Source organism: Atribacterota bacterium, from assembly GCA_028717805.1.
Lineage (GTDB): Bacteria > Atribacterota > Phoenicimicrobiia > Phoenicimicrobiales > Stramentimicrobiaceae > Stramentimicrobium.
The window spans coordinates 31,797-46,781 of record JAQUNC010000008.1; the positions used below are offsets into that span (position 1 = coordinate 31,797).

Genomic DNA, 14,985 nt, shown 5'->3' on the forward strand with positions numbered 1-14,985 from the left:
TATTTAACAACCTAATACATAGAAAAAAGGAGGTGTGTTTTCAAAAAAAAATATTAAAACAAATATATTTTAACATATTATCAATATTAATTATCTTACTGTCCAATGTGTAAGGAAACTTTTGAAATATTATGTAAAAGGAGGCTATTATCATGAAAAAAATTTTTTTGGTTATATGTTTGGTTGGAATATTGCTTTCAAGTAGTGTATTTCCTGCATTGGCAGCAGCCGATCAGGTTACCGTTGCTTGGTGGCATATTCAGACTGAAACAGAACACAGAGATTTATGGCAAGAGTTAGCAAATCAGTATATGGCTATGCATCCCAATGTTAAAATAGAGATTACAGTAATGGAAAATGAAAATTTTAAAGCTAAATTAACTACTGTTATGCAGTCTGGAGAGGTTCCCGATCTCTTCCAGAGCTGGGGTGGTGGCACAATGAATGAACAGGCTGAAGCGGGATTACTCAAAGATATTACCAACTATCTGGACAAAGAGGGATGGCGTGAAACATTCTCAGAGGGAGCTCTTGGTGTTTATGCCTATAAAGGAAGAAATTATGGAGTGCCACGCGATATGGGAATGGTAGGTTTCTGGTATAACAAAGATTTATTCGCTCAAGCTGGCATAGCGAAACCACCTGCGACATGGAGTGAACTTTTTGAAGCTATTCAGAAACTGAAAGATGCTGGTATTACCCCTATTGCCCTTGGTGAAGGAGATAAATGGCCAGGCGCTTTTTACTGGGAGTATCTTGCTGCACGTATTGGAGGGGAAGAAGCCTTTGTCAAAGCTGCTTCCAGAGAAGGTTCTTTTACTGACCCAGCTTTTATAGAAGCAGGAGAAAAACTCCTGGAATTAGTTGCTGCTGATCCTTTCCAACTTGGTTTTCTTGGGGCTACCTGGGCTGATGAAGCCACTCTCATGGGTAATAGTGAAGCTGCAATGGATCTGATGGGACAATGGGCTCCTGGATCGTTTAGGGAGAATAGTATTGATGGTCAGGGACTCGGGGATAAAACAGGATGGTTTAAATTTCCCATGGTGGAAGGTGGTGCCGGACATCCCAATGATGCATTAGGTGGAGGAAATGGATTTGTTGTGGGTAAAAATGCTCCTGAAGAAACTATTGATTTCCTCAAATTTATCAGCAGTGTAGAATCACAGATTAGACAAGCAGAAATAGGCTTATCAGTTCCAGTAGTGAAAGGAGCAGAGGCTGGGTTGACTGATCCAATGCTCAAACTCGTTCAACAGGGTGCAGCAGATGCAGGTTATTTCCAACTTTACTATGATCAATATCTCCCACCGGCAACTGGCTCAGTTGTAAACGATGCAGTTCAGGGTTTATTTGCAGGTACTTTAACTTCAAGAGAAGCGGCTCAAATGGTTGAAAATTCTGCCGCTCGGGAAATAAAGTAAACAAGCTTTGATTCTAAAGATAGGTATGGGAATCAGCCTGATTCCCATACCTATCAACATTGCTTAATAGCTTTTTATGATGAAAAATATTTTTAATAATAATCAGATAGTAACACAAAGGTTTAATTCTTCCAGGCAATTTAAATATAAGATGACCATTTTGCTTTTTTTATTGCCTGCCTTCCTATTTTTGTCTTTATTTTTAGTTTATCCCATAGCCCGATCAGCTTACTATAGTTTGTTCAACTGGAAAGGTCTTAGTGCAGCAGTTGACTATATTGGATTGGAGAATTATCAACGTTTAATTACCGATACAATATTCTTAAAAGCAGTTAAAAATGGAATTTTAATTGTAATTTTTTCTCTGCTTATCCAACTTCCTTTAGCTATGGGATTAGCCCTTATCGTAGGACGCAATATACCAGGTCGTTCCTTTTTTCGGGCAATTTTTTTTATGCCCTATGTTTTATCTGAAGTCATTACCGCAATCATGTGGTTAATTCTATATAATCCCAATCCCAGAAGAGGATTCCTTAATGCCATTATTAATATTATCCCATTTTTAAAACCACAAGCCTGGTTGGCTGATACCAGGTTAGTTCTGCTGGCCATATTTGTCGTATTGACCTGGAAATATGTTGGATTTCATATGCTTTTATATATTACTGGTTTACAAAATATACCAAGAGACATTGAAGAGGCTGCTTTAATAGATGGTGTTAATAGTCGTCAGATGATAACCTATATAACTTTACCCATGTTATCCGGTACTATAAAAACATCAGTTTATCTTTCTATTATCGGTTCTTTACAGGTATATGCACTGGTGTGGATTATGACTAGAGGTGGACCGGTTAATGCGAGCGAGGTTATGTCGACTTATATGTATCGCTACAGTTTTGTTCGTTTTGAGTTTGGTTATGGTTCGGCAGTGGCGATATTTATGCTACTAATTTCGCTGACCTTTTCTATAATTTATTTGCGCCTTACCAGGAAAGCAGAAGTTATGGCTTAGATGAGGAATTTTATATGTTGTTAAACAATTCAAAAAAAAGCAAAAAGTTGAAAAAGAACTATTCGGTAATTCTTAAATATATTATTCTAATTCTTGCTGCTCTCTTTATTTTATTCCCGATTGTTATGATTATTTTTGGAGCATTAAAAACTCGCGGAGAATTTATGACCATACCATATATTCCACCTATTCCTCCTAAGTGGGATAATATTAAAAAGGTCCTCAGCATGCCTATTTTCTGGTATATGCTGCGCAACAGTGTACTGGTGATGATTATGACTACTATAGGAGTTTTAAGTATTGCCGCCTTTGCCGCCTTTGCCTTTTCGCGGTTAAAGTTCCGCGGGCAGAATATATTTTTTAATTTTTTTACTCTGGGTTTAATGTTCCCGATTACTGTGGCTATTTTACCTATATACTTGGTGATACGTCAGATGGGTTTAACCAATAACCTTATGGGGGTAATTCTGGTACAGATAGCATTTCATCTCTCGGTTTCCATAGTAATTCTTCGAAATTTCTTTCTGGCAATTCCTTCTGAATTGCAGGATGCTGCAAGCATAGATGGATGTACCGCATTAGGTTTTTTCTGGTGTGTATTACTTCCACTGGCTCGCCCTTCCCTGGCAGCTGTTGCTGCATTGACTATGGTTAACAGTTGGAATGATTTACTGGTACCCCTGGTATTGATTGATAAAGAAAGGTTATGGACACTTCCCCTTGGTACCATGCAATTCCAGGGTCAGTATGGCATGGACTTATCATTGGTAGCAGCATTCTTGTTATTGTCCGCAATTCCTGCACTGATCTTCTATATCTTTGCTGAGCGTCAATTAGTTTCTGGCCTTACCGCTGGAGCATTGAAAGGTTAATTAATAAAACAGGTAGTTTATAAAAGTAATCAGGGTAAAATTAAGGAAATAGTATCTTGATACTGGTTAATTAAATAGAACAAAAATATAAAAATGAAGGATTTATAAAAATGAAGGATAAAGTTAATAGACAGACCAATGCCAACTGTCAAGAAAAAAATCATCTTTTTGCCAGGCAGTCTATTGATAAGAAAGTTCAGCATCTTTTATCCCGAATGACACTAGAGGAAAAGATTGCTCAATTAGGAAGTGTCTGGATATATGAGATATTGGAAGGTAATAGTTTTTCTCAGGGAAAAGCCAAAAAATTGATGAAGCATGGGATCGGGCAGGTAACCCGACTTGGCGGAGCAAGCAATTTTAGCCCGGTGGAATCTGCCAGGATAGCCAATAAGATTCAAAAATTTTTACTGAAGGATACCCGACTGGGAATACCAGCTATAATTCACGAAGAATCCTGCTGTGGATATATGGCTAAGGGAGCAACTTGTTTTCCTCAGGCTATAGGTGTGGCAAGTACCTGGCAACCAGAATTGGTTAAGGAAATGGCTGTTGTCATTAGAGAGCAGATGAAATCAGTTGGTGCTCACCAGGCGTTAGCTCCTGTGCTGGATATTACCAGAGATGCCCGATGGGGAAGGGTAGAAGAAACCTTTGGAGAAGATCCTTATCTTGTTTCTATAATGGGACTACATTATATAGTGGGAATTCAGGGTAATGATTGGAAGGAAGGAATAATGGCTACTGCTAAACATTTTGTGGGTTATGGCCTGTCAGAAGGTGGAATGAACTGGGCACCGGTACATATCCCTCCGAGAGAAATGCAGGAGGTATTCTTATTACCCTTTGAAGTTGCAGTCAAAGAAGCAAAAGTTGCTGCAATTATGCCAGCTTATCATGAATTGGATGGCATTCCCTGTCATAGTTCAACAGAATTATTAAGAGATATCTTAAGACAACAATGGGGCTTTGATGGTTTAGTCGTATCGGATTATTTTGCCATAAATATGCTTAAGGAGACACATTTAATTGCCTCTAATAAGGAAAATGCAGCAAGGTTAGCAATTGAAGCAGGTGTGGATATAGAATTACCTAGTACTGATTGTTACGGTAAACCATTAAAAGATTTATTGCAGAAGGGTAAAATTGATGAGCAATTAATTAACGAATCTGTGGCAAGGATTCTTAAAAAGAAGTTTTTATTAGGTATTTTTAATAACCCCTCTGTAGATGAAAATAAGAGTTCTAAGGTATTTGATACACCGAAACAGAGGAATCTTGCCCATAGGATAGCTCAGGAATCTATTGTTTTATTAAAAAATGAGAATAATATTTTACCTCTTAAAAAAGGTTTTTCTTCTATTTCGGTAATTGGACCCAATGCTCATAGCGCCAGGAATATTATTGGTGATTATGCTTATCCCTGTCATATAGAATCACTTCTGGATATGAAAAAAGATGATAAATTTAACACCCCAATTCCCAGTAAAGTAGAGATGGATAATAATTTTATACCTATATTGACTGTCCTGGAGGGAATAAAGGAAAAAGTAAACAAAGATACAAAGATTTTCTATGCTGAAGGGTGTGCAGTGTTAGATGATTCCAGAGCAGGCTTTTCTGAAGCGCTGGAATATGTCCGAAAGGCAGAAGTAGCAATAGTGGTTGTGGGGGATAAATCGGGGCTTATTGATGACTGTACCAGTGGTGAAACCAGAGACAGAGCAAGCCTAAATTTACCTGGTGTACAGGAAGAATTGATAAAAGAAATTCATAAAACTGGTACTCCGATTATTTTAGTCCTGATAAATGGCAGGCCTTTATCTATTAATTGGGCAGCAAGGTACATACCGGCAATAATAGAAGCATGGTTGCCAGGCGAAGAAGGAGCAAGGGCAATTGCTGATGTCCTTTTTGGTGATTATAATCCAGGAGGCAAGCTTCCTATTTCCTTTCCTCGTTCTGTAGGACAGGTACCGGTATATTATAATCATAAACCATCTGGTGGCCGCTCTCACTGGAAGGAAGATTATGTTGAGATGAGTAGCAAGCCTCTTTTCCCATTCGGCCATGGATTAAGTTATACCAATTTTGAGTATAGCAATATGGTTATTACTCCCAGGACTGTGTCTCGGGATAGCCAGGTGAAAATAAGTGTTGATATAAAAAATATTGGCTCCAGTACAGGAGATGAAGTTATACAGTTATATGTTCACAATAGACAAAGTACCATAACTAGACCATTAAAAGAACTGAAGGGTTTTAAGAGAATTACTTTAAAGCCAGGCAAAAAAAAGACAGTGTACTTCATTTTACTATCAGAACAACTTGGTTTTTATAATAAAGAATTCAAGTATGTTGTAGAACCGGCAACAGTAAAGGTTATGATAGGAAGTTCTTCTGAACATATCCGTTTAGTGGATGAGTATGAAATTATAGAATAAAGAAACAATCAATATTAAAATATGTGATAGCAAATTGAAATACCTACCAGTAATAAAAAACTAAATAAAAAAAAGGGGGGATTGCTTAGATAAATAAACTTTTTCTATATTTAATTTTTTTATTATATAAAAAAGGAGATTCTAATTATGAAAAAATTTCAGATTGGGTTACTAACCATTACATTTTTAATTGTTTTGAGTCTATCAGTTTTTGCTGCCGACAAACCTTTAATCGGTCTATCTTTTGCTGATTTTACCTTAGAAAGATGGGTAAGAGAAGCTGAAGAGATGACTAAATTAGCCAATAATGCAGGTGCCGAGGTTATTGTTCAAGAAGCTAACCATGATCCAAAGATACAGAATGATCAAATAGAGAACATGGTTTTACAAGGTGCAGATGTTATTCTTATTGTTGCAGAAGATGGTGCAGCTGCTGCAACAGCAGTCGATGCTGCAACAGAAGCTGGTGTAAAGTGTATCGCTTATGACCGTTTAATCAAATCACCAAACAATGCTGTGTATATTTCCTTTGACAATGTGGAAGTCGGACGAGCCCAAGCCAGAGGAGTTTTAGCTGTCAAAGATAGTGGCAAATTTGCACTTCTTGGTGGAAGTCCCACAGACAACAATGCAGTGCTGGTCCGAAAAGGTCAAATGGAAGTTCTGCAACCTTATATTGATAAAGGTCAGGTTGAGATTGTCGCAGACCAATGGGTACCTAATTGGGATACGGCTGAAGCATTAAAGATTATGGAAAACATGCTTACTGCTACTAATAATGAGATTGATGCGGTTGTTGCCTCCAATGATTCAACTGCATTAGGGGCTATTGAAGCTTTAAGAGCTCAGGGTCTGGCTGGTAAGGTTCCTATTTCTGCCCAGGATGCCACAGCAGCAGGTTGTAATGCAATAGCTAAAGGAGAGCTTACGGTTAGTGTATATAAAGATATAAGAAAACTTGTTCCGCTATCAATTGAAATAGCAGTCAAGCTGGCTAAAGGTGAAGCTGTAGAAGGCTTAGAAGAGTTCTCATTGGCAGAGCTAACCGGAGAAGACCTAAAAGGTACAGTGCCTTGTCGATTCCTGGAAGTTGTAGGCGCCACAAAAGATAACCTTTATGAGGTCATTATAAAGAGTGGGTATCAGTCCTATGATGATGTCTATAAAGGTGTTCCTGAAGCCGAGAGACCCCCAAGAATATAGTAGCTAAAATACTTTAACAGATGTACCACCGGCTATTAATAATACCGATGGTACATCTGATACTTTTATAATACTAATATAATGAAAAACCCTAATGGGGGGTATTAAATTTGAAAGATCAATTTATTTTAAAAATTAAAAATATAACAAAAGATTTTCCAGGTGTACGAGCATTATCTGATGTTTCCTTTAATGTAAAGAAAGGAGATATTCATGGTATCTGCGGAGAAAACGGTGCTGGTAAATCAACTTTAGTTAAGATTTTAGCAGGAGTATATCCTTATAATACTTATGAGGGAAATATTTATTTTGATGAAAAAGAATTAAAACTTACCTCATCTTCTATTGAAGAAGCAATAAATGAGGGAATTGCCACTGTCTATCAAGAACTTGTTCTGGTACCATACTTAACAGCTGGCGAAAATATTTTTTTAGGAAGAGAGCCAGAAGAAAAAGGAATTTTAAATTGGGAGAAGCTTTATTCAGATACAAAAGAGATTCTTACTAAATACAAATTAAACGTTCCTCTGTTTAAAAAAATATCCTCATTGAGCGTTGGACAACAACAGATGGTTGAAATTGCCAAGGCCTTATCACGTCAAGTTAAATTACTAATTCTTGATGAGCCTACCTCTGCCCTTACTGATGCCGAATCTAATTCTTTAATGGAGATCCTTAAGAATTTAAAAAAGAGCGGAGTCACCTGTATTTATATTTCACATAGGTTAGATGAATTTTTCCGGATTGCGGATAGCATAACAGTACTTAGAGATGGCCAGGTTGTCGATACAGTGAAAACTAAAGATACTACTGAAGAGAAAGTCATTGCCATGATGGTTGGGAGAGAGATGAAAAAAAGATTTCCTGACAAAAAATCTAAACCCGGGGGAAAGCTTCTAGAAATAAAGAATTTATCAGTGTCATTGAAAAATAAATCCATAATTAAGAATGTTTCATTCGATTTGAAAAAAGGAGAAATACTGGGAATAGCAGGATTAATGGGTTCAGGAAGAACTGAACTTGTAACAGCTTTATTTGGTGAGTATGGAAATCAAGTTACTGGTGATATTTTTCTGGAAGGAAAGCCTGTGCAAATTAATTCGGCAGAAGATGCTATTAAATATGGAATAAGCCTGGTTCCGGAAGATAGAAAAGAAAAGGGATTGGTGTTGATACAGGAAATGTTTAAAAACATTTCTTTACCAAACCTTAGGCAATTTACCACCAGATTAAATATTGATAAATATAAGGAATTGCAGGAATGCAAAAAGTATTCTGATTACCTTACCATCAAAGCACCCTCTCTTTTTACTATTACGGAATCTTTAAGTGGAGGCAATCAACAGAAAGTTGTTATTGCCAAATGGTTAATGTCAAATCCGAAAATCCTTATTTTAGATGATCCGACTAGAGGAATTGATGTAGGTACAAAGTATGAGATATATAATCTCATAAACAAGCTTGCTGAAAAGGGCGTAGGCATAATTATGATATCTTCAGAGTTGGAGGAGGTACTGGGGATCAGTGACAGAATTATGATTATGCATGAAGGCCAGTGTGCTGGAACATTAGAACGCAAAGAAGCTACTCAGGAAAAAATTATGGCGTTAGCCACAAATATAAAAAAATAACAGGTATGACTAATGAAAGATTTAAATTATATTCAAAAGTTTAAGGGATTCAGGATTGATTTTAGGGCATATACATTGTTTTTTGCTCTTGTTATTATTTGGTTGCTTTTTGGATCTTTAACTGGTGGTGTATTTCTTTCAACAAGAAATTTTTCAAATCTTCTAAGACAAATGACCATTATCTCATTTCTAGCCATAGGGATGACCCCAGTCATTATAACAGGTAATATTGACCTTTCAGTAGGAGCCATGACTGGGTTTATAAGTGTAATAGCTGCCTATTTACAAGCAATTATTTTACCCAATCTTCTTCCAGGATTGTTTCCTTCTCTTTCTATGGAATCATTAGGAATTATCAGTACAGTTGTTACAGTGCTTATCTGTCTTTTGATTGGTTTATTGATTGGACTTGGTCAGGGTTACATTATAGCTTATGGAGGAGTACCAGCTTTTATTGTTACGCTTGGAGGACAATTCGTTCTTAAGGGTGGTATTTTGGGAGTCACTCAAGGTAAAACAATCATTCCCATTGAAGATTCCCTTCGTGTTATGGCTCAAGGATATCTATCTACGTATACAGGTATAGTCATTGCGATTATTGCTATTATAATTATTTTTATATCTACATTACAGAATAGAGCGAAAAAGAAACAATATGGGATTAAAATCAGATCACTTGGTCTGGATCTATTTTTTGCAGCGGTATTTTCAGTATTTATTTTAGTGTTTACTTTTATGATGAACAGTTATAGAGGAATTCAGATTCCAGTATTGATTATGGCAGCTATTGCCATAATAGTTACTTATATAATGAACAATACAAGGTTTGGAAGATACATTTATGCTGTGGGTGGTAACAGAGAAGCAACAAGGCTGTCTGGTATAAATGTGAAAAAAGTTGTTCTAAAAACATATGTTATGATGGGCATTCTATGCGGTGTTAGTGGAATTATTTTGACCGGTTATGTTGCCGCAGGGACCACCAGTGGTGGTACTAACTACGAGCTTTCAGCAATCGGTGGCTGTGTTATGGGCGGTACCAGTTTAATGGGAGGTATTGGAACAGTATTTGGTGCTGTAATTGGCACTCTTATTATGACCAGTCTTGAAAATGGAATGAGTGTCATGAATATGAGTGTCTTCTGGCAGTATATTGTTAAGGGATTGATATTGATTCTGGCTGTTTATATGGATGTAACATCAAGAAAAAATAAGACGTAAAATAAAAAAAATATTATAAAAATTATATTCAAGAAAAGGAATAGTTTCAAATCATGAACAAAAGCAAAACCAACCTGGGAAATTCAATAACAATAAAGAAATGGAATCTTAGCAGCATATTCAAAACCATCCAGACAAAAGGGCCCATCTCCAGAGTGGAACTTGCTAAAATTACCGGCTATAGTCCGGGTACAGTTTCCAATCATGTCAGAACTCTCATAGAAAAGGGTTATGTAATTGAAACAAATAAAGGAATCTCTTCCGGTGGTAGAAAACCGGTACAGTTAATCATTAATTCTAATAAGGCTTATATCTTGAGCGTAGAGATTGAAGTTAATCAAATCAAGACAGTTTTGTTTAACCTGGATATGAAGATGATTTCTAAAAGCACTATTCCTATAGAATCAAAGGATAATTACCTGGAAACCTTAACCAAACTGTTTTCTGAAATAGACAGGATGATTGGAAAGCATCTTATTAGCCTTGATAATCTCCTGGGTATAGGGGTAGCAGTGCCCGGTTTGATTGATAAAGGAAAGGGTATGCTTGAATTTGCACCCAATCTGGGGTGGAAAGCTGTTCCCATTGTTCGAATTTTTAAGGACAGATACAGCCTTCCCATCATCTTAAATAATGAAGCAAAAGCTGCAGCTATAGGAGAGAGAGCATCCTTCTATCCTGATATTAACAATATGGTTTTTGTTTCGATTAATGAAGGAATTGGTTGTGGTATATTTTTAAATGGTAAGCTCTATCGGGGGGCTAGTGGAAATGCTGGAGAGTTTGGACACATCACTATTGATACCAATGGTCCACTCTGTCACTGTGGAAACCGGGGATGCTGGGAAACATTTGCCTCAGAAACTTATATTGTTAATAGTTATTTAAAATTACCAGGCAGTAATAGCCAGCTGACCAAGACCAAGAGAGAGATATATCAATATGGTAAGAATGGCGATTTAAAAATAAGGGCCATCTTTGCTGAAACCGGGAAAAACATAGGAATAGGCTTGGTCAATATTATTAATGGACTCAGCCCGGAGTTACTGGTTATCGGTGGAGGGATTGTAGAGATAAAAGATTTTATCTATGATGAAATAATTAACAAACTAAAAGAAAATGCCCTTACTATTAATTATAAAAAGACCACCATAAAATTCAGTAAGCTGGGTAGTTTGGCGGCAGTTTATGGTATGGCTGAATTGATTATCAATGAGCGAATAAGATTTATTTAGCCTCTACCCCCTCTCTACCTTTACGTAAGGCAACCCAATTCTGGCAGGTTTAAGAGCTCTTGGGGGACCTAAAATTTCTTCAACTACAATTGCTAATGGTAGCTTACGCCCCATTAAGAAACTGTTCAGCTCTTTCTCCAGATTAATAGAAGCTGTATCTATCTTTAAATCCTCTTCTTTTTCTTGAGCTTCCTTCGATAAAAAGAAAGATTCCGTTTGTTCTTCTACTTCTTGATCTGAAGAGAAAATAAATTCTTTTATCTCTTCCTGTTGAGGAACATCTTCTGCTGGAGGCTCTAGTTCTTCCGCTTCTTCAATTTCCGCTTTCCCATCTTCTATCAAAATATCTCTTCTCCCTATTTCCGCTTCCATTCTTTCTTGAGCTTTCTTCAGTTGATTTTCTGGCAAATCTTCTTCAAAGGACCAGGGATCAAAGAAGGTGTCTTTTTTTCTATTCTTTTTTGCTTGTCTGGTTAAGGAAGAAACTATTGATATCAGGATAAAAGCAAAGATTAAAAATTCCATCTCATTCCACCTCTATTTCTATAAGGATTATTTCATAGTATTATTTATGACCTTTATTTGCTGGCATCATTCTTCTTTTCAGTATCAGAACTCATCTTGGATATGGTACCTCTCATCTGGGTATCTGACTGAATATTTTGCATATTATAATAATCCATTACACCAAGCTTACCTTCTCGCAGTGCCTGGGCTAGGGCTTTTGGTACCTCTGCCTCAGCTTCTACTACCTTTGCCCTCATTTCTTGTACGGCAGCTTTCATTTCCTGTTCTCTGGCTACCGCCATAGCTCTTCTCTCTTCTGCTTTAGCCTGAGCAATGCGTTTATCAGCTTCAGCTTGATCGGTTTGTAGTCGTGCACCAATATTTTTCCCTACATCTACATCGGCAATATCAATAGACAAAATTTCAAAAGCAGTTCCGGAATCCAATCCTTTTTTTAGAATAGTACGAGATATGTCATCAGGATTTTCTAAAACTTTTTTATGGGTTTCAGCTGATCCGATTGTAGTAACGATTCCCTCTCCGACACGGGCAATAATGGTCTCCTCTCCGGCTCCTCCTACTAAACGTTCAATATTAGCTCTTACCGTTACTCTGGCCTTGGCTTTTACTTCAATACCGTCACTGGCAACAGCGGCAACAATAGGAGTTTCAATTACCTTGGGATTAACACTCATTTGAACAGCCTTTAAGACATCCCGACCAGCCAGATCAATAGCGGCAGCTCTTTCAAATCCCAGTTCAATATTTGCTCTCTGAGCAGCAATGAGAGCATTAACTACATTATCCACATTGCCTCCAGCCAGATAATGACCTTCCAGCTTGTTAACATTCAAATCCAGACCGGCTTTAGTTGCTTTAATTAAAGGTTCTACCACCTTTGAGGGAATAACCCTGCGTAGTCTCATCCCGATGAGATTCATAAGTCCTACCCTGACTCCAGCTGCTAAAGCAGCAATCCATAACCTTAAAGGAATAAAACTGAATATTATCGAAAAAGCAATGATGATAAGAAAAACCATAACCAAAAATGGTAAAATATTTCCCACATTTACCATAGTTAATTCTCCTTTCTTCCATTTGATTTATCTTTACTTATCTATTTATTTTACGAACCACAATCCTGTATCCTTCTACTTTAATGATTTCAACCGTTTCACTGGAGTCTAAATAGCCACTTTCACTGACTGTATCATATCTCTTACCTTCTATTTCCACCGTTCCTGAAGGGCGTAAAGGAGTAACAGTTTTGCCTTCTTTTCCCAGCAGATAGCTATAATCTGCCGATGAACTATAACCTGCTTCCCGGGTAGCTGATTCTGATAATATGAAACTTTTCAGAGCCCCCTTCCTCTGAAAATATTTATAGGCTAAAAAACTGGCAATACCGGCAATAAATAGAGAAATCAAGAGCATGTATATCCCGGAAGTAGTTGAAGCTGCTGCCAGTACTATGGCAATAATTACGGCTACCAATCCACTTATACCAAAGATACCAAAACCCGGTAGAAATGCCTCTACCAATAGAAATATAATGCCGAAAACAAAGAGAAGGATAGCTGGCCATCCGCTGACTCCAGTTAAAAAATGTCCTCCAAAATAAAGGCCAAAGGCAAGCAAACTTAAGAATCCCCCGATGCCAAAACCAGCAGTCATTATTTCTACTACCAGAAAGAAAAAGCCCATCATTAATAGGATAGTTGCTACAATTGGATTTATTAACCATCCGCTTAATTTTTCCCAAAAAGTATCCGAACTGTAAATGAGTGCACTACCCGATAGATCAACCCTATCCAATATCTCTGTTATAGAATTAACTGTACCATCGCTGAAAGATAGCTTTTCAGCTTCCAGGGTGGTAAGAGTTAATAACTCTCCTTCTTCTACCAGACCTTCGATAGCTAACTGCCTGCGCACCATTGCCGCTGCTATAAGGGGATCCTTCCCTTGTTTTTCTGCAGTACTTCTCATTTCTGCTTCCCAGAAAGAAAGCATCTTCTCATCTATCTGTCCACCACCTAAAAGAATCGGCTCAGCCGCTCCTATGGTAGAACCAGGTGTCATAAAAAACCTATTGGTTGCCAGAGCCAGGTAAGCTCCGGCGGAAAGGGCATCAGTATTGATATAGCCATAAACCGGTATAGTAAGTTTATCGAGGATTTTTTTGGCTTCTCGGGCGGTGTCAATAAAACCCCCTGGGGTGTTCATTTCCAGAATAATTGCCTGCGCACCGGATTCTTGTGCTTCCTTTATAGAACGTTCCAAAAAAAGTAGCCAGCCTGGTTCAATTTGCCCCTGGATCGGTATTACATAAACTGATTTAGATTGTACCTGTAGAAATAATGAGGTAACTAAAAGTATCATAGTTACCACCATAATAAAATATCTTTTCACCAAGACAACCCTCCATTTTAGCGGTTAATCATAACTAAAAAATTATTGGGTTCTTTTTTAAAAATAGTATTAAGATAATTTTATACTAACATTTACCTTAAATTAGAGCAAGGCAATTAACAGGAAATACCAGCTTTTTTAAATGTTTGGGAAAGTGTCTTTTCCGCTTTTTCAAAAAATTCCTTAGTCTTTTTGCCTTCCAGACCGTATTTCCGGTAAATCCAATCAGCATAATTATAATTCATTTTATCAATAATTACATAATCAACTTTGCCCGCCAGGATTGCTCCAAGATCTTCAACTCCCGGGAGGATGGGAGCAATCATGGCATAGGTTTTTATTCCTGCTCTATGCAATTCAGCAAGGGTAGCAATCCTCTCTTTTATTTCAGGAGCATTCGGTTCAAATAGTTTTCTGATTGTATCATCTGCAGTGGCAATGCTGAAGCCTACCTGAAAGTTCCTCTCCTTTTTAAAAATATCAATATCCCTCAAAACCAGAGGAGATTTGGTTTGAATTACAACTGGCCAACATTCATCTGCCAGTATAACGAGACACTGACGGGTAATTTTATATTTTTCTTCTAAGGGTTGATAGGGATCGCATACTCCACTTATCCAGACCTCTCTCAGTTTTTTTCTAGCAATTTCCTTACTCAGTAATTCCGGCGCATTCGTCTTTACGTCCACAAAGTTTCCCCAGGGTTCAGAATGACCGGAATATTTTTTCATAAAACGAGCATAACAATAGATACAGCCATGTTGGCAACCCAAGTAAGGATTGATAGCATAGGGATAGACTTTTGATTTAGATAGAATAGTCTTTGATTTTATTTCCTTGATGATAATCATGGTCTAATTTTTTAAAACATTCCTCTTACTAAATAATTTAATAATTTTATCTTATTTTAGGGTTAGGCGTAGAATTTTGTCGTCACCTTCCTGAGGCTTACCTCTTCCATCGTGATTGTTGGTTAATACATATAGAGCATTATTCGGTCCCACCACTACATCATGCAGGC

General features: G+C 37.4%; 12 protein-coding genes. 8 read left to right on the forward strand and 4 right to left on the reverse strand.

Features of this window, described 5'->3' with window-relative positions; translation table 11 throughout:
- Window positions 1–152 precede the first annotated feature (152 nt).
- From PHD84_03160 to PHD84_03195, 8 genes are all read left to right on the forward strand, one after another.
- On the forward strand, window positions 153–1,424 hold the full coding sequence (locus PHD84_03160) for an extracellular solute-binding protein (protein MDD5636802.1): 1,272 nt from the start codon (window positions 153–155) through the stop codon (window positions 1,422–1,424).
- Window positions 1,425–1,500: 76 nt separating this feature from the next.
- Entirely contained in the window at window positions 1,501–2,439 is a 939-nt protein-coding gene (locus PHD84_03165) for a sugar ABC transporter permease (protein ID MDD5636803.1), read from the forward strand.
- A gap of 14 nt (window positions 2,440–2,453) precedes the next feature.
- Window positions 2,454–3,311: a carbohydrate ABC transporter permease gene (locus PHD84_03170; GenBank protein ID MDD5636804.1), complete on the forward strand. Its 858-nt coding sequence runs from the start codon at window positions 2,454–2,456 to the stop codon at window positions 3,309–3,311.
- Window positions 3,312–3,421: 110 nt separating this feature from the next.
- Window positions 3,422–5,755 (forward strand): glycoside hydrolase family 3 N-terminal domain-containing protein, encoded by a 2,334-nt coding sequence (locus PHD84_03175; GenBank protein ID MDD5636805.1) that lies wholly within the window; start codon window positions 3,422–3,424, stop codon window positions 5,753–5,755.
- 147 nt (window positions 5,756–5,902) lie between these two features.
- On the forward strand, window positions 5,903–6,958 hold the full coding sequence (locus PHD84_03180) for a substrate-binding domain-containing protein (GenBank protein MDD5636806.1): 1,056 nt from the start codon (window positions 5,903–5,905) through the stop codon (window positions 6,956–6,958).
- A 110-nt stretch (window positions 6,959–7,068) separates the two neighbouring features.
- A complete protein-coding gene (gene gguA, locus PHD84_03185; protein ID MDD5636807.1) occupies window positions 7,069–8,589 on the forward strand; it encodes a sugar ABC transporter ATP-binding protein in 1,521 nt (506 codons plus the stop codon).
- 12 nt (window positions 8,590–8,601) lie between these two features.
- Window positions 8,602–9,810 (forward strand): sugar ABC transporter permease, encoded by a 1,209-nt coding sequence (locus tag PHD84_03190; protein ID MDD5636808.1) that lies wholly within the window; start codon window positions 8,602–8,604, stop codon window positions 9,808–9,810.
- Window positions 9,811–9,863: 53 nt separating this feature from the next.
- The gene (locus tag PHD84_03195; protein MDD5636809.1) at window positions 9,864–11,045 is read left to right on the forward strand and encodes an ROK family transcriptional regulator; all 1,182 of its coding nucleotides are present in this window, start codon (window positions 9,864–9,866) and stop codon (window positions 11,043–11,045) included.
- Between the two features lie 3 nt (window positions 11,046–11,048).
- Here the strand turns inward: PHD84_03195 and PHD84_03200 are convergent, their stop codons facing one another.
- From PHD84_03200 to PHD84_03215, 4 genes are all read right to left on the reverse strand, one after another.
- Entirely contained in the window at window positions 11,049–11,570 is a 522-nt protein-coding gene (locus PHD84_03200; protein MDD5636810.1) for a hypothetical protein, read from the reverse strand.
- Window positions 11,571–11,623: 53 nt separating this feature from the next.
- The gene (gene floA / locus PHD84_03205; protein MDD5636811.1) at window positions 11,624–12,628 is read right to left on the reverse strand and encodes a flotillin-like protein FloA; all 1,005 of its coding nucleotides are present in this window, start codon (window positions 12,626–12,628) and stop codon (window positions 11,624–11,626) included.
- A gap of 37 nt (window positions 12,629–12,665) precedes the next feature.
- Window positions 12,666–13,964: a nodulation protein NfeD gene (locus PHD84_03210; GenBank protein MDD5636812.1), complete on the reverse strand. Its 1,299-nt coding sequence runs from the start codon at window positions 13,962–13,964 to the stop codon at window positions 12,666–12,668.
- A 116-nt stretch (window positions 13,965–14,080) separates the two neighbouring features.
- Window positions 14,081–14,815 carry a radical SAM protein gene (locus PHD84_03215; GenBank protein ID MDD5636813.1) on the reverse strand — a complete coding sequence of 245 codons (735 nt, stop codon included), beginning with the start codon at window positions 14,813–14,815 and terminating at the stop codon, window positions 14,081–14,083.
- Between the last annotated feature and the right edge of the window lie 170 nt (window positions 14,816–14,985).